Source organism: Bradyrhizobium sp. 153, from assembly GCF_023073835.1.
Classification (GTDB): Bacteria; Pseudomonadota; Alphaproteobacteria; order Rhizobiales; family Xanthobacteraceae; genus Bradyrhizobium.
In genome coordinates, this window is sequence record NZ_JADPKH010000029.1 from 216,462 (window position 1) to 236,393 (window position 19,932).

Annotated in this window: 16 protein-coding genes and 1 tRNA gene; 9 read left to right on the top strand and 8 right to left on the bottom strand. The window is 63.7% G+C overall.

What is annotated here, in order from left to right:
* Nucleotides 1-95: 95 nt before the first annotated feature.
* Entirely contained in the window at nucleotides 96-1,049 is a 954-nt protein-coding gene (locus tag IVA91_RS09020; RefSeq protein ID WP_247276246.1) for a LysR family transcriptional regulator, read from the top strand.
* Between the two features lie 6 nt (nucleotides 1,050-1,055).
* On the opposite strand, the gene IVA91_RS09025 is transcribed toward IVA91_RS09020, so the two are convergent.
* Nucleotides 1,056-1,145 (bottom strand) — tRNA-Ser (locus IVA91_RS09025).
* A 195-nt stretch (nucleotides 1,146-1,340) separates the two neighbouring features.
* Between IVA91_RS09025 and IVA91_RS09030 the strand changes: the two genes are divergently transcribed.
* Entirely contained in the window at nucleotides 1,341-1,682 is a 342-nt protein-coding gene (locus tag IVA91_RS09030) for a hypothetical protein (protein ID WP_247276733.1), read from the top strand.
* 114 nt (nucleotides 1,683-1,796) lie between these two features.
* On the opposite strand, the gene IVA91_RS09035 is transcribed toward IVA91_RS09030, so the two are convergent.
* From IVA91_RS09035 to IVA91_RS09045, 3 genes are all read right to left on the bottom strand, one after another.
* Nucleotides 1,797-3,260: a trehalose-6-phosphate synthase gene (locus tag IVA91_RS09035; protein ID WP_247276734.1), complete on the bottom strand. Its 1,464-nt coding sequence runs from the start codon at nucleotides 3,258-3,260 to the stop codon at nucleotides 1,797-1,799.
* Nucleotides 3,261-3,499: 239 nt separating this feature from the next.
* Nucleotides 3,500-4,321: a trehalose-phosphatase gene (gene otsB / locus IVA91_RS09040; RefSeq protein ID WP_247276735.1), complete on the bottom strand. Its 822-nt coding sequence runs from the start codon at nucleotides 4,319-4,321 to the stop codon at nucleotides 3,500-3,502.
* Between the two features lie 3 nt (nucleotides 4,322-4,324).
* A complete protein-coding gene (locus IVA91_RS09045; RefSeq protein ID WP_247276747.1) occupies nucleotides 4,325-5,809 on the bottom strand; it encodes an MFS transporter in 1,485 nt (494 codons plus the stop codon).
* 46 nt (nucleotides 5,810-5,855) lie between these two features.
* Between IVA91_RS09045 and IVA91_RS37080 the strand changes: the two genes are divergently transcribed.
* Nucleotides 5,856-6,362: a DUF3175 domain-containing protein gene (locus IVA91_RS37080; protein ID WP_247458549.1), complete on the top strand. Its 507-nt coding sequence runs from the start codon at nucleotides 5,856-5,858 to the stop codon at nucleotides 6,360-6,362.
* Between the two features lie 176 nt (nucleotides 6,363-6,538).
* Here IVA91_RS37080 and IVA91_RS09055 read toward each other — a convergent pair whose 3' ends face one another.
* Complete coding sequence (locus IVA91_RS09055) at nucleotides 6,539-8,572, bottom strand: HAMP domain-containing methyl-accepting chemotaxis protein (RefSeq protein WP_247276737.1); 2,034 nt, start codon at nucleotides 8,570-8,572, stop codon at nucleotides 6,539-6,541.
* 254 nt (nucleotides 8,573-8,826) lie between these two features.
* Nucleotides 8,827-10,866 (bottom strand): HAMP domain-containing methyl-accepting chemotaxis protein, encoded by a 2,040-nt coding sequence (locus tag IVA91_RS09060; protein ID WP_247276738.1) that lies wholly within the window; start codon nucleotides 10,864-10,866, stop codon nucleotides 8,827-8,829.
* 341 nt (nucleotides 10,867-11,207) lie between these two features.
* Here IVA91_RS09060 and IVA91_RS09065 point away from each other — a divergent pair, with 341 nt between their 5' ends.
* From IVA91_RS09065 to IVA91_RS09080, 4 genes are all read left to right on the top strand, one after another.
* On the top strand, nucleotides 11,208-11,693 hold the full coding sequence (locus tag IVA91_RS09065) for a (2Fe-2S)-binding protein (RefSeq protein ID WP_247276739.1): 486 nt from the start codon (nucleotides 11,208-11,210) through the stop codon (nucleotides 11,691-11,693).
* Nucleotides 11,694-11,772: 79 nt separating this feature from the next.
* Entirely contained in the window at nucleotides 11,773-14,115 is a 2,343-nt protein-coding gene (locus tag IVA91_RS09070) for a xanthine dehydrogenase family protein molybdopterin-binding subunit (protein ID WP_247297719.1), read from the top strand.
* A gap of 15 nt (nucleotides 14,116-14,130) precedes the next feature.
* Nucleotides 14,131-14,931 (top strand): xanthine dehydrogenase family protein subunit M, encoded by an 801-nt coding sequence (locus tag IVA91_RS09075; protein ID WP_247276741.1) that lies wholly within the window; start codon nucleotides 14,131-14,133, stop codon nucleotides 14,929-14,931.
* A gap of 205 nt (nucleotides 14,932-15,136) precedes the next feature.
* Nucleotides 15,137-16,249: a CaiB/BaiF CoA-transferase family protein gene (locus IVA91_RS09080; RefSeq protein WP_247276742.1), complete on the top strand. Its 1,113-nt coding sequence runs from the start codon at nucleotides 15,137-15,139 to the stop codon at nucleotides 16,247-16,249.
* A 116-nt stretch (nucleotides 16,250-16,365) separates the two neighbouring features.
* Here IVA91_RS09080 and hppD read toward each other — a convergent pair whose 3' ends face one another.
* On the bottom strand, nucleotides 16,366-17,484 hold the full coding sequence (gene hppD / locus IVA91_RS09085; protein ID WP_247276743.1) for a 4-hydroxyphenylpyruvate dioxygenase: 1,119 nt from the start codon (nucleotides 17,482-17,484) through the stop codon (nucleotides 16,366-16,368).
* 121 nt (nucleotides 17,485-17,605) lie between these two features.
* Between hppD and IVA91_RS09090 the strand changes: the two genes are divergently transcribed.
* Nucleotides 17,606-18,085, top strand: coding sequence for an Lrp/AsnC family transcriptional regulator (locus IVA91_RS09090; protein ID WP_247458551.1), 480 nt, complete (start codon nucleotides 17,606-17,608; stop codon nucleotides 18,083-18,085).
* Between the two features lie 74 nt (nucleotides 18,086-18,159).
* Nucleotides 18,160-18,471: a DUF1272 domain-containing protein gene (locus IVA91_RS09095; protein WP_247276745.1), complete on the top strand. Its 312-nt coding sequence runs from the start codon at nucleotides 18,160-18,162 to the stop codon at nucleotides 18,469-18,471.
* Nucleotides 18,472-18,643: 172 nt separating this feature from the next.
* On the opposite strand, the gene fahA is transcribed toward IVA91_RS09095, so the two are convergent.
* Entirely contained in the window at nucleotides 18,644-19,915 is a 1,272-nt protein-coding gene (fahA, locus tag IVA91_RS09100; RefSeq protein WP_247278666.1) for a fumarylacetoacetase, read from the bottom strand.
* Between the last annotated feature and the right edge of the window lie 17 nt (nucleotides 19,916-19,932).

Here is a 19,932-nt window from a genome sequence, read left to right on the forward strand (position 1 = left end):
TGGCTCCGATGGATGAGACGAGCCACGCAGATAGCCGCGCGTGGGCAAAACCGTTAGCATGGCCGCAATCCAATCATTTGTGACGTGAATTCAACATGGGCCGTTTCGACACCAACCGCTCCGCCGAGATGGAGGTCTTCGTCCGCGTCGTCGACCTCGGCGGATTCACCCAGGCCGGTCGAAAACTGCGCCTGACGCCATCGGGCGTGAGCAAGCTGATCTCACGGCTGGAGGCACGGCTCGGCTCGCGCCTCGTCAACCGCACCACACGCAAGCTGACCCTGACCGAAGAAGGGCAGGCGTTCTACCAACGGGCCGTGCGCATCCTCGCAGAGATGGAGGAAGCCGAGCGCGAGGCGGCCTCCGGTGCGGCCCCGCGCGGCCGCCTCACGGTGAACAGCAACATTCCATTCGGCATGCTGCATGTGATGCCACTGATCCCGCGGTTCCTGGAAGAGCATCCCGACGTCACGCTCGATCTCGTGCTCACGGATACGGTCATCGACCTGATGCAGGAGCGCGCCGACGTCGCGATCCGGGTCGGCCCGTTGCGTGCGTCACGTCTCGTCGCCCGAAAACTCGGCACCAGCCGCATGGTCGTGGTCGGCGCGCCGAACTATCTCGCACGTTGCGGCACGCCGAGGACGCCGGCCGACCTAGCTGATCACCGCGGCATCGGTTGGACGTTTCCGCGCAGTATCCGGGGCTGGCCATTCAAGCGTGGCGACCACACCGAAGAAGCGGTGCCGCCGCCCGTCGCGCGCGCCAGCGACGGCGAAGCCGCGCGCCGCCTTGCGCTGGGCGGCGTCGGCCTCGCGCGCCTCGCCCTCTTCCACATCGGCCCCGACATCGAATCGGGCCGCCTCGTCCCGGTGCTGCAAAGCCACAATCCCGGCGACCGCGAAGACATCCACGCCGTCTATGTCGGCCACACCGCGCCGCTCCCGGCACGCGTCCGTGCGTTCATTGATTTTCTCGCCGAGCATGTGCGGGTGAGCGATCCCGTGCTGAAGCGGGCCGGAGACGGGAGATGGAAGCTGACGAGATGAGACCAATGGCGGAGAGAGTGGGATTCGAACCCACGGTACGGTTTCCCGCACACACGCTTTCCAAGCGTGCGCCTTAAGCCACTCGGCCATCTCTCCGGAGCGCCCTCTCTTGAAGGGGCGCCGACGATTTTGCAAGGGATCGCGGTAAAATCGGGTGAAATTTTCCGCAACATATTGGATTTACGAGAGAATATCTCGCGCCGGCCAACGTCCTGACGCGCCGGTCGGCTGAACCATCGGTGGGTTTGGGGCGACGATTCACGTGAGGACGCCAGACATGCCAGGGACGCCATGACCATCTGCAAGACCATCACCGCGCTGAGCTTGATTTCGGGCTTGGGTATCGCCCTCGCCGCGCCGGCCCTGGCGCAGGTCTGCACGCGGCAGGGCGTCGATGTGAGCTGCGACGACGGGCGGCGCGGAATGCTGTCGGGCGATACCATCATCTGGCCGGACGGCACGCGCTCGAGCGCCTCGCCGCATCCGAGCGTGATCATCGGCAAAAAAAGCTCAGTGCATGTCGGGCCAGGCGTGTTCGTCGGTCAGGGTAAGGGTATGGCGCCGATGGATGATCCGAACGCGCCGAACAAGCGGCAGTGCGCGATTCTGGATGGCGTGTCGTATTGTTATTGACGCCGCGGGCCGCCCTCGCAGTGCACCGTCATGCCCCAGGCTTGTCCCGGGCATTCACGTTCAAGCCGAGGCGTCAGACGTGGATGGCCGGGACAGGCCCGGCCTGACGAGACCTTAGATCAACCTCACGCCTGAGATCGCCGACTTCAGCCAACGTAGCGCCTGCGGCGGTTGCGCGGCAAGCGGCGCGACAGCGGCCTTCTCCGTCCGGCACTTCTCGAGCTCAGCCACGAAATCGGCGGACCATTGCTGGATGGTGTGGCCGCGCAGCTTCTTCATCATCGCGTCCCAGCGCATCTTGCGCTCGGTGAGCGGCATTGAGGCCGCGACGGCGATCGCGCGCGCCATGCCGTCGATGTCGTGCGGATTGACCAGCAAGGCGGTGTCGAGCTCGTTGGCCGCGCCCGCGAACTTCGACAGCACCAGCACGCCGGGATCGGCCGGGTTTTGCGCGGCGACATATTCCTTGGCGACGAGGTTCATGCCGTCATGCAGCGGCGTTACCACGCCAATCTGCGCGGTGCGGTAGAGGCCTGCGAGCACGGCCTGGCTGAAGCCCTTGTTGAGGTAGCGGATCGGCGTCCAGTCCACTTCGCCGTGGCGACCATTGACGTCGGTGACGAGACGAGCGACCTCGTTCTGGAGGTTGCCATAGGCCTCGATGCCACCCCGCGAGGGATTCGCGATCTGGAGCAGCGAAATGCTGCGCGCAAACTGCGGCTGCTCGGTCCAGAGCCGGTCGAACGCGCTGATGCGGTTGACGAGGCCTTTCGAATAATCAAGGCGATCGACGCCGATCGCGAGGCGCTCGCCGTTGAGGCTGCGCCGCAACCGAGACACGTCGGGATGCGACACCGATTTCGCGGCATAAGCTGCGAACTTTTCCGCATCGATGCCGATCGGAAACACTTCACAGCGGGTGCGGCCATGCTGAGAGATCGCAACACCGTTCTCAACGGCGAGGCCGAGCTCACCGCCGACATAACCGAGGAAGTTCTGGCAATCCTCATTGGTCTGGAAGCCGAGCAGATCGTAGGCCAGCATCGCCGTGATCAGCTCGCGATGATTGGGCACGCCCTGCATCACCGCGGCGACCGGCCACGGCGTATGAAGGAAGAAACCGATCGGATCATCGACGCCGAGATCGCGCAATTCCGCACCGAGCGCAAGGAAGTGATAATCCTGCACCCAGAACGCAGTTTTTGCTTTTCGGAAGCGCATCAAGGCGCGCGCCATGAAGGCGTTGACCTCGCGATAGCTGACATAATCCTCGCGCGAGACGCGGATCAGATCGCTGCGCGAATGCAGTGCCGGCCATAACGCCGAATTGGCAAAGCCTTCGTAATAGCCGCCGTAATGCGCCGCCGGCAGATCCAACGTCGCAATCGCGCCCGACCCCAGCGCTTCGATCTCGGCGAACGGTTCCTTCTGATGGCCATCGCGCACGCGGCCTGAAGAACCCACCCAAATAGCTCCCGAATGTTCCACGACCGGCAGCAAGGCCGCCGCGAGGCCACCCGTCATGGGCTCATTGGGTTTGCCGCGCGCGACGCGATTTGAAACGACGACTAAGTTCACAGGCCGTCCCCTCCTGTTTCATTCCACCCGTTTAACTGCCGTTCATCAATATGGTTCCTGATCATCGTTTCAACGAATTGAAACCAAAATCAGGCGTGCGCGTTGGAACTGGTTTCGCTCGCGGAACCAAGGATTTCAGCGCAAAGAGAGCTCGTGCGCCCGGAATTGCGCAGGATGCATTGCGATGCGCCACGAAAGGGTGTCGCGCATTGTGTTTGCGAAGTGGCGCTGCCTTTGTTTCACCTCGGATCGAGCAGGTGCGCAAGGAACGCGCGCACATCGCTTGGCGCATCGAAGTGACCGTTCACGCCCATGGCGCGGCGGCCGACCGAGAAGGCGAGCCCGTTCATATCAGGCATGATCGCGAACACGGTCTCATCTGTGACGTCGTCACCGATGAACAGTGGACGACGCCCCCTGAAGGGCTCGTGCTTCATCAACTCGCGCACGCCGCTCGCCTTGGTGAAGCCTGAATGCTTGATCTCGCAGACGAACTTGCCAGGCAGCACCTCGATCGGCGCACTGGGCAGGTCCGCGCGGATCAGCGACACGGATTCGTAGATCGCCTTCTCCGCATGTGGCGCCAGGCGGTAATGTAGCGCAAGCGAGTAGCCCTTGTCCTCGAGCAGAATGCCCGGGCTGAGCTTGGCAATCGCAGCCAGCCGCCGCTTCAGCTCCTTGTCCAGCGGCGGCGCATGCACGGCATCAGCTTCATTGTCCGCGGACAGCCGCATCTCTGCGCCGTGACCGGCGACGGCGCAAAACACGTCGGGGGCGAAAATCAGATCGATATCGTTGAGTGAGCGGCCGCTGACCAGCGCCAGCGCGCCTGACGTACATTCCACCAATCGGTTGAGCGTGTCCGAAAGCCCCGGCGGCACCCACACCTCGCGCGGCGTCGGCATCAGGTCGAGCAGCGTGCCGTCGATGTCGAGCAGGATCGCGGTCTCGTTCAGATGCGGCACGAGCGCGTGCGGCACCGGCACCGTTTCCGGCGTCTCGTCGTCACCAGGGATGGTGAGCTTCTCGTCCAATTCCATTTCCGCCAGTTCCGATTTCATAGTCTACTCCATAAAGGCAAGCGGCCGTGCGATTTGTTCGAGCGATTTGCGCTCCGCCGAGACGGCATAGCGCCACGCCACGATTGCAGCCGTGATCATCAGGGCTGCCCCCAGCAGATAACCGGCGAATACGCTGGTGCGCGATCCCGTGTCGATCAGAACGCCGAACAGCGCCGGCCCGATCACGCCGCCGATGCCCGTGCCGACTGCATAGAATACCGCGATCGCCAGCGCGCGAACCTCTAAGGGAAAGTTCTCGCTGACGGTGAGATAGGCCGCGCTCGCGGCGGGCGAGGCGAAGAAGAAGATCACCATCCAGGCGATGGTCTGCCCCTGCGCGCTGAGCGCGCCGATCGAGAATAGATAGCCTGACAGCGCCAGCAGCAGGCCTGACATGCCATAGGTGAACATGATCATGGTGCGGCGGCCGAGCGTATCGAAGAGACGGCCGAGCAGCAGCGGGCCGAGGAAGTTGCCGGCGGCGAAGGGTAGCAGGTACCAGCCGACGTGATCGGCGCTGATGCCGTAGAAATCGGTCAACACCAGCGCGAAGGTGAAGAAGATGGCGTTATAGAAAAATGCCTGCGCGCTCATCAGCATGAGGCCGACCAGCGCGCGCTGTCGATAAACCGAGAACAGCGTGTGGATGACCTCGGCGATCGGCGTGTGATCGCGCATCCTCAGGCGGATCTTCGTAAAGCGACCGTCGCTCGTATCCTGGCCGTGTCCAATGACCGAACGCTCGATCTCATCGGCGATCGCATGAGCCTCGTCGGGCCGACCATGGATCATCAACCAGCGCGGACTCTCCGGAATCCACATCCGCATCAACAGCACGACGAGGCCGAGCGTCGCGCCGATCAGATAGGCGAGGCGCCAGCCCATGTCGGGCCCCATCGCGGCAGGATCGAGCAGAACGATGGCTGCCACCGCGCCCATCGCAGCGCCGATCCAGAAGCTGCCGTTGATCACGAGATCGGTCCAGCCGCGATACCGCGCCGGCACCAGCTCCTGGATGGTTGAGTTGATCGCGGTGTATTCGCCGCCGATACCGGCACCGGTGAGGAAACGGAACACCGCGTAGCTCGCCACATCCCATGACAGAGCCGTCGCAGCCGTCGCCGAGAGGTAGAGCGCAAGCGTGATGAAGAACAATTTCTTGCGGCCGATGCGATCGGTAAGCCAGCCGAAGCCGAGCGCACCCAGCACCGCGCCGGCGAGATAGGCGGAATTGGCAATGCCGAGATCGAGATTGGAAAAATGCAGCGAGGGACTCTGCTTCAGCGCGCCCGAGAGCGCGCCGGCCAGGGTCACCTCGAGCCCGTCGAGGATCCAGGTGATGCCGAGCGCGAGCACGACGCGCGTGTGAAAGCCGCTCCACGGCAGCGCGTCGAGCCGCGAGGGGATGCTGGTCTCGACGATGCGATCCGTCGCCACCGCCGAGATCGCAGGTCCATAATTCAGCGCTGGGCTTTCCTGCAATTCCATCGCGTTGTTGCGTCTGATCAATGGAAGCGGCCCCGGTTCACATGGCGTGGACGGGGTCGATCCGATCATGGGGGTGCGGCATTCCGCCTGCCTGCGACAACGTCTGCCACGAGGTCGAGTTCCCTTGGGAACAGCCTCCAAGAACATCCGTTTCCGATGGAGCTGCAAGGAGTTGACGCATGGCTCAGGTCAGAAAGACGACACATTCGCGGAAGACAGGCGCGAGCAGCACCGCGCGCCGCAAGGCCAGCACGACACGCAAGAGGTCAAGCCGCCGCGCAGCACCGAAGCGATGGTCGCAACGTGTGACGAAGGAGAGCAACGCGCTCGATCTCAAGCACGGTGTGTTCAAGCTCAAGGACCCCAGGAAATCGCGGGCTCCCTGAAGCGCTCGGCCGAGCACAGCTCGCGCCGCAAGACCGGCGCCTATCGCTCTGCGCTGTCGATGCTGACGTTCTACATCAACCGCGCCGGCAAGACGCTACCGAAGACGCAGCGCACGCGACTGGAGCGCGCAAAGGTGGAGCTGAAGCGGGCTTTCGGGAAGGAGTGAGTTTCAGAGCTCCGCAGTCGTCCTGGACAAGCGAAGCGCTGATCCAGGACCCATCATCACAAGACGTGGTTTGGCGAAGACTCGGAGTTACCCGCTTCGCGCAGCAACGGTTTCCGGGGGGAATGGGTCCTGGCCTTGGCCAGCACGACGACGGAGGAAGTGGCGCGGTCCGAGCGTCACGCCGCGCGGATATTGGCCATGAAGCGGTCGAGTTCGGCGCGCAGGCGGGTGCTTTCGCTCGACAGCGTCTTGGCCGAGTTCAGCACCTCTTCCGAGGCCGAGCCGGTCTCGGCGGCGCCGCGGTTGACCTCGCCGATATCGGTGGCTGCGGTCTGGGTGCCCTGCGCGACGGTCTGGACGCTGCGGGCGATCTCCTGCGTCGCCGCGCCCTGCTGCTCGACGGCGCTCGCGATCGAGGTCGAGATCGACGAGATCTGGCCGATGGTCGCGCCGATCTCCTTGATCGCGGCAACCGATTCGGCCGTGGCGCCCTGCATGCCGGTGATATGCGAGGAGATTTCATCGGTCGCCTTCGCCGTCTGGCTCGCCAGCGACTTCACTTCGCTCGCAACCACGGCAAAGCCGCGGCCGGCCTCCCCGGCGCGCGCCGCCTCGATGGTGGCGTTGAGCGCCAGAAGATTGGTCTGCTCGGCAATCGCCGTGATCAGCTTGACGACCTCGCCGATCTGCTGGGCGGCATGCGACAGCTTGCCGATGCGGCCGTCGGTCTCCTTGGCCTGCACCACGGCGGCCTCGGCGATCCGGCTGGAATCGCGGACCTGGCGGCCGATCTCCTCGACCGAGGCCGAGAGCTCTTCGGTCGCGGTCGCAACCGACTGCATGTTGGAGGACGCCTGCTCGGAGACGCCGGCGACCTGGCTCGACAGGCTCTGCGTGGTCTCGGCGGTGCGGGTCAGCGTGGAGGCTGCCGATTCCAGCTGCACGGCGGAAGCCGAGACGTTGGAGACGATGGCGCCGACCGCGTTCTCGAAATCGTCGGCGAAGCGAATCAGCTCGGCGCGCCGGCTTGCAGCCTGCTCCCGGTTCTGGGCTTCGCTGGCGGCGGCATCGCGCTCGGCCTTGGCCACCGCCTGAACCTTGAACTCCTCGACCGCTCCGGCCATCTCGCCGATCTCGTCCTTGCGACCAAGACCCGGCAGCACCACGTCGAAATTGCCCGAGGCCAGCTCCCGCATCGCCTTGCACATCGCAATCATCGGACGCGAGATGCCGTTCCCGAGCATCCAGGCCAGCGCGACACCGACGGCAAGGCCACCGAGCGCCATCATCAGCATCAGCCGCTCGGTGTCCCCGATCGTCGCATTGGCGCTCGCCTCGATGCGCTGCTGGTCGGCAGTCAGATCCGAGCGCAGTTCGCCCGAAAGTTTCACGATGGACGCGGCCGTCTTGGTCATCTCGCCATTCAGCTTGACGATGACCTTCACGTTTTCGGTCAGCTTTACGAAGGAAGTACGATACTGCTTCAGGAGATTGCCGATCTCGGTGACGCGGTCGGTGATCTTCTGGTCGTTCGCGTAGATCGAGACCAGCAAGGTCTCCAGGAACTTGATGCGGGCGATCACGCCATCGGCGGTCTTCGGCTCCGGCTTGGCAACGAAGGCGCTGACCGAGGTGGAGACCGCCAGATATTGCGAGGTGATGTCCTTGGCTGTGGTCTGGACGGATGCAAGACCCGCCAGCGCCGCCGTGTCGCCGAGATCGTCGAACTTGAAGCGGATCTTGTTGCCGACGCTGTTGAGCTCATCGGCCGCGATCTTGTTGTTTTCGCGTGTCAGAGTGATGATCTCACTGAACACCTTCGTGAAGCGCTGGAACTCGGCCTCGAGCTTGCCGACCTGCTCGCGGCGCGCGGCGCCGGTCGTGGCGGACAACGACTTGCCGATCGCGCCCCTCAGATTCTCTTCGGCGGCCTTGGCCGCGGTCTCGTCGTCGGCGGCCCCGGTCAGGGTGTAGGCCCGCGCCAGCCCCTGATAGGCGATCAGTTCACGATCGACGGTCCGCGCCAGATCGGCTTCCGATACGCTGGTCCGATACGAGGCCACGGCGCCTGCGATCCGCTCGAAGCCGAAATAGGCGAAAGCCATGCTGACGGCGAGGATGGCTAGCACCGCCACGAAGCCGAGGATGATTTTTGCGCGAAAACGCAGCGTTGGCAGCTTCGATGGTTTCGACTTCGACTTGACCGACATTCCCCCACCCCATTCCATTCGCGGAAAACCAGGCGCAGCCCGGAAGCAGCCCGCTTCCTGACCCTCCGGCACGTTACGGGGCAAAGGATAAGCTGTGGTAAATTTGTGGCACCGCAACTGGCGGTTAGCTGACGCGGGGGGATAGTTCACTCAACTCGTCATCCCGGATGAGCAGAGCGCCGATCGGGACGACCGGCCGAATGTGAGGCGATAGCGAGGGCTTCGGCCGCAGAATGGCTTGACGCGCAGCGAACTCACGCCGCGCGGATATTGGCCATGAAGCGGTCGAGTTCGGCGCGCAGGCGGGTGCTTTCGCTCGACAGCGTCTTGGCCGAGTTCAGCACCTCTTCCGAGGCCGAGCCGGTCTCGGCGGCGCCGCGGTTGACCTCGCCGATATCGGTGGCTGCGGTCTGGGTGCCCTGCGCGACGGTCTGGACGCTGCGGGCGATCTCCTGCGTCGCCGCACCCTGCTGCTCGACGGCGCTCGCGATCGAGGTCGAGATCGACGAGATCTGGCCGATGGTCGCGCCGATCTCCTTGATCGCGGCAACCGATTCGGCCGTGGCGCCCTGCATGCCGGTGATATGCGAGGAGATTTCATCGGTCGCCTTCGCCGTCTGGCTCGCCAGCGACTTCACTTCGCTCGCAACCACGGCAAAGCCGCGGCCGGCCTCCCCGGCGCGCGCTGCCTCGATGGTGGCGTTGAGCGCCAGAAGATTGGTCTGCTCGGCAATCGCCGTGATCAGCTTGACGACCTCGCCGATCTGCTGGGCGGCATGCGACAGCTTGCCGATGCGGCCGTCGGTCTCCTTGGCCTGCACCACGGCGGCCTCGGCGATCCGGCTGGAATCGCGGACCTGGCGGCCGATCTCCTCGACCGAGGCCGAGAGCTCTTCGGTCGCGGTCGCAACCGACTGCATGTTGGAGGACGCCTGCTCGGAGACGCCGGCGACCTGGCTCGACAGGCTCTGCGTGGTCTCGGCGGTGCGGGTCAGCGTGGAGGCTGCCGATTCCAGCTGCACGGCGGAAGCCGAGACGTTGGAGACGATGGCGCCGACCGCGTTCTCGAAATCGTCGGCGAAGCGGATCAGCTCGGCGCGCCGGCTTGCAGCCTGCTCCCGGTTCTGGGCTTCGCTGGCGGCGGCATCGCGCTCGGCCTTGGCCACCGCCTGAACCTTGAACTCCTCGACCGCTCCGGCCATCTCGCCGATCTCGTCCTTGCGGCCAAGACCCGGCAGCACCACGTCGAAATTGCCCGAGGCCAGCTCCCGCATCGCCTTGCACATCGCAATCATCGGACGCGAGATGCCGGTACCGAGCAGGAAGGCGAGGACCGCCCCCAGCAGCGTGCCGCCGACGGCGAGCATCAGCACCAGTTGCTCGGTCTGCCCGATGGTTGCTTCCGATTCCGCCTCCAGCCGCTGCTGTTCGGCAATGAGGTCCGCCTTCATGGCGGTGGCGCCCTGAAGGATGGCGCCGGCCGAGCCGCTCATTTCGGTCACGAGCTCATCGACCAGCTTGGCGTTGGCGATCAGCTTCTCCAGCGCTTCCCGATAAGCCCCCAGCAGCGCCTTGGCGTCCTTCAGCCCGGCGACGATCTTGTCGTCCATGGAATAGATCGCACCGAGCGAGTTCTCGACGAATTTCAGCCGCGCCAGCGCGCTTGCCGCGACCGCCTGGTCGGAATTGAGGATGAAATTGCTCGCGGCGGAGCTTGCGGTCTGGAACTGGGCATTGACCTGCTTGGTGCCGAACTCGATCGCCTGCGCCTCCGCGTCGGAGGCGTTGTTGCCGATGTCATCGAGCTTGTATTTCAGGAGATTGGCGTTGCGCTGGAGCTGGTTCTGGACCAGCAGCACGCTGTCACGCTTGGCCTGCAGGATCTTGGCAAACGTCGCGGAGAAGTTGGAAAACTCCTTGGCGAGCTTGTTGAGGCCCTCTTGCCGCGCCGGCTTCTTGGCGTTCTTGATGGCCAGGTCGATCGCGCTCTTGAGGCTGGCTTCTGCCTCCAGCGCCGCCTTGGCGTCGTCCTCCTTGCCGGTAACGACAAAGTAGCGGGCAGCCGAACGATAGGCGAGCAGCTCGCGGTCGATGTTGCGGGCAAGGTCGGCCTCGGAAACGCTGGTGCGGTAGGACCCGACCCCGGAGGAAACCCGCTCAAAGCCGAAATATGAGAAGGCCATGCTGCCGGCGGAGATCACCAGCACTGCGGCAAAGCCCAGGATGATCTTGGTACGGAACCTGAGAGCCGGAATTAGTGTTCGCTTCGACGGCGACCCGATACGCCCGGACATTCCCACCCCCATTTTCATTCAGCCGCGACCGGGAGGCGCCCCGCCCCAGACCTGGATGCGCAAAACTAAGGCACAATCGATAAGGGGCGGTAAACTCAGTGCATCTCCTGATTCCGAAGTCATCGGGCCAAGGCTGACCGGCTACAAAAAGGCGACGGCTGGCATCCCATGGTTAGACAGGCCGCGCCGTCCGGGTCCAGCGGCTCGGTGGCAACTCATTGCACGCCCTTCTGGATCAATGACTTTTCCATGACGCCGGCGACCAAAATCCCAGTTGCAAAGTTCCGGGTCGCCGGTCTCTAATTGGAAACAATCAAAATCAATCCCGGGAGGACTTCACCGTGTCTACTGTCAAACTGACGGTCAACGGCAAGGCCGTTGCCGTTGACGTCGAGGACCGCACGCTGCTGGTCCAGCTGCTGCGCGACCACCTCAACCTCACCGGCACCCATGTCGGCTGCGACACCAGCCAGTGCGGCGCCTGCGTCGTCCACATGGACGGCCGTGCGGTGAAATCCTGCACCATGCTGGCGGGACAGGCAGACGGCGCGAGCGTCACCACGATCGAAGGCATCGCAAAGGGCGACGAACTACATCCGATGCAGGCCGCTTTCCGCGACAATCACGGCCTGCAATGCGGCTATTGCACGCCAGGCATGATCATGTCGGCGATCGACATCGTGCAGCGCCACGGGGGCCAGCTCGACGAGGCCACCGTGCGTCAGGAGCTCGAGGGCAATATCTGCCGCTGCACCGGCTACCACAACATCGTCAAGGCCGTGCTGGATGCGGCCGGTCGCATGAAGGTTGCGCAGGCGGCCGAGTAAAGGCCGCAGCGAGCAAGAAAATCACTGGCGCTTTCGATGGAAAGCGCGGGTCAACAAATTCCGGTCGGGAGGACCAGACATGGGTGTTGAAGGCATCGGCGCACGCGTGCTGCGCAAGGAAGACAAGCGTTTCATTACCGGCAAGGGCCGCTACGTCGACGATATCAAATTGCAGGGCATGACCCATGCGTATTTCATTAGAAGTCCGCACGCGCACGCCAAGGTGAAGGGGATCGACTCTTCCGCCGCGCTGAAGATGCCGGGCGTTGTCGCGGTGCTCACGGGACAGCAGCTCGTCGACGACAAGGTCGGCAACCTGATCTGCGGCTGGGCCATCACCTCCAAGGACGGCAGCCCGATGAAGATGGGTGCATGGCCGGCGATGGCGCCGGAGACGGTGCGCTTCGTTGGACAGGCCGTCGCTGTCGTGATCGCCGAGAGCAAGAATCTGGCGCGCGACGCGGCGGAAGCCGTCGTCGTCGATTACGAAGAGCTTCCGGCGGTCGCCGACATGCACGCTGCCATCAAGCCCGGAGCACCGCAGCTTCACCCCGAAGCCCCCGGCAACCAGGTCTACGACTGGGTGATCGGCGACGAGAGTGCGGTGGATGCAGCCTTCTCGAAGGCCGCCAATGTGGTCAAGCTCGACGTCACCAACAACCGCCTCGCGCCCAACGCGATGGAGCCGCGCGCGGCGATCGCCGATTACGACGCGGCGGAGGAGCATTTCACGCTCTACACGACGTCGCAGAACCCGCACGTCGCTCGCCTCGTGCTGTCGGCGTTCTACAACATTGCCCCCGAGCACAAGCTGCGCGTGATCGCGCCCGACGTCGGCGGCGGCTTTGGCTCGAAGATCTTCATCTATCCCGAAGAGATGGTGGCGCTGTGGGCCTCCAAGAAGGTCGGCCGTCCCGTGAAATGGACCGGCGACCGCACCGAGGCCTTCCTCACCGACGCGCATGGCCGTGACCACGTGACCCATGCCGAGATGGCCTTCGACGCCAACAACAAGATCACCGGGTTGAAAGTGAAGACCTACGCCAATTTCGGCGCCTACATGTCGCTGTTCTCGTCGTCGGTGCCGACCTATCTCTACGCAACGCTCCTGTCCGGCCAGTACAACATCCCGGCGATCCATGCCGAGGTGATCGGGGTCTACACCAACACCACGCCGGTCGATGCCTATCGCGGCGCCGGCCGCCCCGAGGCCAGCTATCTGCTCGAGCGGCTGATGGAAACGGCAGCGCGGCAATTGAACGTCGATCCGGCCGCACTGCGCCGGACCAACTTCATCACTCAGTTTCCGCACCAGACGCCTGTCATCATGGCCTATGACACCGGCGACTTTAATGCTTCGCTCGATGCGGCGATGAAGGCGATCGACTATGCCGGCTTCCCTGCCCGCAAGGCACAAGCAAAGGCACAAGGCAAGCTGCGCGGCATCGGCGTATCCTGCTACATCGAGGCCTGCGGCATCGCGCCGTCAAAGGCCGTCGGCAGCCTGGGTGCCGGCGTCGGCCTGTGGGAATCGGCTGAGGTGCGCGTCAACCCGGTCGGCACCATCGAGATCCTGACCGGCTCGCACAGCCACGGCCAGGGTCACGAGACCACCTTCTGCCAGCTCGTCGCCGATCGCTTGGGCGTTCCCATCAGCCAGGTCTCGATTGTCCATGGCGACACTGACAAGGTGCAGTTCGGCATGGGCACCTATGGCTCGCGCTCGGCGGCCGTAGGTCTCACTGCGATCCTGAAGGCAATGGAGAAGATGGAATCCAAAGCCAAGAAGATTGCCGCGCATGCGCTGGAGGCTTCCGAGGCCGACATCGTCATCGAGAACGGCGAGTTCAAGGTCACGGGCACCGACAAGGCGATCGCCTTCCCGATGGTCGCGCTCGCGGCCTACACCGCGCACAATCTGCCTGAAGGAATGGAGCCCGGCCTGAAGGAAAGCGCCTTCTACGACCCGACCAACTTCACCTTCCCGGCCGGCGCCTATATCTGCGAGCTCGAGGTCGATCCCGGCACCGGCAAGACGTCCTTCGTCAACTTCGTCGCGGCCGACGATTTCGGCCGGCTGATCAACCCGATGATCGTCGAGGGACAGGTTCATGGTGGACTCGCCCAAGGCATCGGGCAGGCGCTGCTCGAGCACGCGATCTACGATGCCAACGGCCAGCCGGTCACGGCCTCGTTCATGGATTACTCCATGCCGCGCGCCGACGATCTGCCCTCGTTCAATCTCTCCCACACCACGACGCTGTGCCCAGGCAATCCCCTGGGCATCAAGGGTTGCGGTGAGGCCGGCGCGATCGGCGCTTCTGCAGCCGTGATCAACGCGATCACGGATGCGATCGGCAAGAACAATCTGGAAATGCCCGCAACCCCGGACAGGGTGTGGCGCACGATCCACGCGGCTTAAGAGGGAGGAACGAAGATGTACCAAACCACCTATCATCGGGCTTCCTCGGTCGAAGAAGCCGTGAGCCTGTTCGGCAAGAGCAGCGAGGCGAAATTTCTCGCCGGCGGACAGACACTGCTGCCGGTCATGAAACAGCGGCTTGCCAGTCCCTCCGACGTGATCGACCTCGGCAGGATCAAAGAGTTGCAGGGCATCGAGCTGTCAGGCGATACGCTGACAATCAAGGCCGCCACGACCTATTACGACATCATGCAGAATGCCGATGTGAAGAAGGCGATCCCCGCGATTGCCTATCTCACCTCGGTGCTCGGCGACCCTGCCGTGCGCTATCGCGGCACGATCGGCGGCTCGATTGCCAACAACGATCCTGCCGCAGACTTTCCGGCCGCGCTGCTGGCGCTCGGCGCGACCGTAAAGACCAATAAGCGATCGCTTGCGGGGGAGGATTTCTTCCAGGGCCTGTTCACCACGGCGCTCGAAGACGGCGAGATCATCACCGCTGTGTCGTTCCCGGTTCCGGCAAAAGCGGGTTACGAAAAAATGCGGCACCCGGCCTCGCGCTTCGCACTGACCGGTGTGTTCGTCGCGCAGACCAAGTCCGGCGAGGTTCGGGTGGCCGCCACCGGCGCCTCGCAGTCTGGTGTGATGCGCGTGCCCGCAATCGAAGCCGCGCTGAAGGCGAACTGGTCGCCATCGGCGCTCGACAGCGTCAGTATTTCTGCAAGCGGATTGCTGGCTGACATCCACGGCACGGCCGAGTACCGGGCCAACCTCGTCAAGGTGATGGCGCAGCGCGCGGTAGCCGCGGCTGGGTGACGTTCGCGCTTCAGCGCCTCGACGCAATTTTTCCGCGGCGCGCACTTCGGTGCGCGCCGCTTTTATTATGCGCCCATGCATGAAAAGCGCTTGCCTCGTTCGGTGTAAGGCGGGAAAAGTTAATTGACCAATTAACTCGATAGAGGAAACGTCCAGGCGAATGCGCTCATCGCGCACGCGCGCTGCGATCCGAGGAAACAACAACGTGCTCGACAAACCAGCCCAAAACTCCTCCGTCCGCACCTCCGGCCCGCTGTCGGGCTTTCGCATCGTCGAATTCGCCGGCATCGGACCCGGCCCGTTCGCCTCCATGATGCTGGCCGACATGGGCGCCGACGTCGTCACGCTCGATCGCGTCGGCGCGAGGAAGAGCATGAAGTCGGTGGCGGGCCGCGGCCGCAAGGTGATCGAGCTCGACCTCAAGGACAAGGCGGCGATCGCGCAAGTGCTCGACCTGCTGGCCAGCGCCGATGCGCTGGTCGAAGGCTTCCGTCCCGGCGTGATGGAGCGGCTCGGGCTCGGGCCGGACGTGGTGCTCGCGCGCAACCCCAAGCTGGTCTATGGCCGCATGACGGGCTGGGGCCAGGAAGGCCCGCTTGCCAACGCCGCCGGCCACGACATCAACTACATCTCCATCACCGGTGCGCTCGCCGCGATCGGCACCAAAGAGGCACCGGTGCCGCCGCTCAACCTGGTCGGCGATTTCGGCGGCGGCGCGCTTTATCTCGTCGTCGGCGTGCTGGCCGCACTGCTGGAGGCGCAGAGATCCGGCAAGGGCCAGGTGGTCGATGCCGCGATGTGCGACGGCGCGGCGTCGCTGATGTCGTTCTTCTTCGATATGACCACGATGGGACGCTGGACCGAGGAGCGCAGCCAGAACTTCCTCGACGGCGGCGCGCATTTCTACGGCGTCTACGAATGCGCCTGCGGCCATTTCGTCTCGATCGGCTCGATCGAGCCGCAATTCTACGCGCTGCTGCGCCAGCATGCGGGCCTGACCGACGCCGATTTCGACGCGCAGATGGATCGGAACGCCTGGCCGGCGCTGAAGGAGAAGCTGAAGGCGGTGTTCAAGAGCAAGACGCGCGAAGACTGGTGCAAGATCATGGAAGGCACCGACATCTGCTTCGCGCCGGTGCTGACCATGTCGGAAGCCACGCAATACCCGCACATGGTCGCGCGCAACGTCTTCATCGAGCGCCATGGCGTGAAGCAGCCCGCGCCCGCGCCGCGCTTCTCGCGCACACCCTCCACGGTTCGCGAGCCGGAAGCGGCGGAGATCGGTGCGGTCACGAAGGCGTGGAAGGCAGCGAAGTAGCCTCAGCGCACGAATCCGTAGGGTGAAAAAGGCGCATAGCGCCGTGCCCACCATCTCTCGGAGATCGCTACAGAACTGGTGGGCACGCTTACGCTTGCCCACCCTACGGCACTGAGCTATGCCGCGCTGTCCACCTTCAACACCCCGCGCCGGATCTGATCCTCCTCGATCGATTCGAACAGAGCCTTGAAATTGCCCTCGCCGAATCCATCGTCGCCCTTGCGCTGGATGAATTCGAAAAAGATCGGCCCGATCGCGTTGGCCGAGAAGATTTGCAGCAGCACCTTGGTCTGACCGCCCTCGACCACACCCTCGCCGTCGATCAAAATGCCGTTGGTCTTGAGACGTGCGACGTCCTCGCCGTGTTTGGGCAGGCGCGCGTCGATCTTCTCGAAATAGGTATCGGGCGGAGGCGGCATGAAGGGCAGGCCGGCCTCGCGCAGGCCTTCGATGGTTTGGTAGATGTCGCGGCAGCCGCAGGCGATGTGCTGGATACCTTCGCCGCGATAGGTCTTCAGATATTCCTCGATCTGGCCGGAATCGCCGGCATCCTCGTTGATCGGAATCCGGATCTTGCCATCCGGGCTGGTCAACGCGCGCGAGAACAGGCCCGACGCGCGGCCCTCGATGTCGAAGAAGCGGATCTGGCGGAAGTTGAACAGCTTTTCGTAGAAGCCGGCCCAAACATCCATGCGACCGCGATGGACGTTGTGGGTGAGATGGTCGAGATAGAACAGGCCCGCGCCGAACGGCCGCGGATCGCGCGCCCCTAACCATTCGAATTCGGCATCATAGGCCGAGCCGTTGTCCCCATAGCGATCGACCAGATACAGCAGGCTGCCGCCAATACCCTTGATGGCGGGGACGTCGAGCGTCTTTTGCGAGGACGATACGTCGGCCGGCTCGGCACCGAGCGCGATCGCGCGATCATAGGCCGCCTTCGCATCGACAACACGGAACGCCATCGACGGCGCACAAGGGCCGTGCGCGGCGACGAAGTCGTGGCCGTGGGTGCCGGGCTCTTCGTTGACGAGATAATTGATGTCGCCTTGGCGATAGACCGTGATCTTCTTCGCCTTGTGGCGCGCCACGGCCGTATAGCCCATCAGCTTGAACAGCGCGTGCAACTCTTCCGGGTTGGGATGCGCATATTCGACGAACTCGAACCCGTCGGTTCCCATCGGATTGTCGGCGCTGATCCTGGCCGGCGGCGCATCGTGCGGAAACGGACCCATGGTGTTCTCCCAAATTGCTGCTGGGCAGAACTATCCTTCATGTAGCGCGCAATGAGCGTGCAAATCCGCCGCTATTTCTCTATCTTACACACGATCCATGCACAGAATGGGCGAAATACGCATGATCTCAGTTGATGCCTTCGACCTCAAGATTCTCGACGCACTCCAGGACGATGGCCGCCTCACCAACCAGGAGCTCGCCGGCCTCGCTGGCCTCTCTGCCTCACAATGCTCGCGGCGTCGGATGCGGCTTGAAGAGGAGAAGGTGATCGCGGGCTACCACGCTGATCTCTCCAGCGAGACGCTCGGCTTCAGCGTGGTCGCCTTCATCCAGGTGACGCTGGCGACGCGCTCGCCGGACAACGCCAAGCGCTTTCGCGCGCTGGTCAATCGAATCGACGAAATCCAGGAGGCCTATTCGCTCACCGGCGATGCCGACTATGTGCTGAAAGCCGTGCTGCGCGACCTCAAGGGTCTCTCCAACCTCGTCAACGACGTCCTGATGCCGCATCAGAGCGTCGCGCATGTGCGCTCCTCAATCGTGCTCGACAGGCTGAAGGAGAGCACGCGGCTGCCGCTCAAGGAGATCAAGCCCGGCTGAAATCGAGGGAAATCCGGCATTCGTGCTAGGCATGGGATCTGCGATGATTGAGGCCAGTCCGCGGAGATTCGACCATGGCCCTCCAGCTTCGACCGAATTGCGAATATTGCGACCGCGACCTGCCGCCGAATGCAATCGAGGCGCGGATCTGCTCCTATGAATGCACGTTCTGCGCGCACTGCGTCGAGACCAAGCTCTTCAATGTCTGCCCAAACTGCGGCGGCGGCTTTATGCCGCGCCCGATCCGCCCCACGCAAGAATGGCGGCCGGGCGTCTGCACGACCAGGCAGGCGCCCTCCGACAAGCGGGTGCATCTGAAGTACAGCCTGGAAGATGTCGCTGCGCATTGCGCGAGGATACGCGAGGTGCCGCCGGAGAAGCGGTGAACTCTCTCCGCGCCGTCATTGCGAGGAGCCCTTGCGACGAAGCAATCCAGACTGCCGCCATGGAAAGATTCTGGATTGCTTCGCGGAGCCTGTCATCGGGCCGCGCTTCGCGCGGACCCGTTGGCTCGCAATGACGGAGAATGTGGATAGAGCCTCGCGCCACGCTCCCCAGTTATTCCGCCGCCAGAATCGTCCCCTCCACTTCGCCAAACCCCACGCGATAGCCATTGCCCTGGCACCAACCGCGCATGACGAGAGAATCGCCGTCCTCCAGGAAGGAGCGTTTGGCGCCGCCGGGCAATTCCACGGGCTCGGTGCCGTTCCAGCTGATTTCCAAGAGGCTGCCGCGCTGGTTCTTCTCCGGGCCGGAGATGGTGCCGCTCCCAAGGAGATCGCCGACGTTCATGGCGCAACCGCTGGAGGCGTGGTGCATGAGCTGCTGCACCGACGACCAGTACATGTACTTGAAATTGGTGCGGCTGATGCTGGCGGGGGCGTTGGCACCGGCGGTGCGCAAGGACACGTCGAGCGCGATGTCGTAGTTCTGCGGCTTGCTCTGCTTGAGATAATCGAGCGGCGCCGGCTCCTGCTCCGGCCCCTTCAGCCGGAATGGCTCCAACGCTTCGCGCGTCACGACCCATGGGCTGATCGAGGTTGCGAATGCTTTTGCCAGGAACGGGCCAAGCGGCACATATTCCCATTGCTGGATATCGCGCGCGCTCCAGTCGTTGAGCAGCACGAACCCGAAGATCATCTCCTCGGCCTGGCTCTCGGTGAGCATGCCGCCCATCGGCGACGGCTGGCCAACGACGACGCCCATCTCCAGCTCGAAGTCGAGCCGCTTGCACGGCGCGAAGCTCGGCAAGTCCACATTCGGCGGCTTCAGCTGCCCCCGCGGGCGCTTCACCTTCGTGCCTGACACCACGACGGTCGAGGCTCGGCCATTATAAGCGATCGGCATATGTAGCCAGTTCGGCTGGAGCGCATTGTCCTTGCCACGGAACATCACGCCGACATTCGTGGCGTGCTCCTTGGAGGAATAGAAGTCGGTGTAGCCGGAGACGGTGAAGGGCAGATGCAGTTTTGCATCGCGCATCGGCACGAGCGCCTGCTTGCGCAGCTCCTCGTTGTCGCGCAGCTCCGGATGATCGTGGCGCAGGAGCTCACTGATCCGCGCCCGCGTCTTGGACCAGACGTTTGGTCCCAGCGCCATGAACGGATTGAGCGAGGCTCCGGAGAACACGCCGAGTGGACTGATATCGAGCCGCGAGTCCTGCTCGAGCTCCCAGAGATCGAGCACGTAGTTGCCGATCGCGACGCCCACGCGCGGCGTCGGATTGGCCGCAGTCGAGAACACACCATACGGCAGGTTCTGGATCGGAAAGTCCGAGGCGGGCTCGATGTCGATAAAGGAGCGGAGGCTGGGTTCGTTGGGGTGAGGCATAGGTTTTCCGTGGCGCA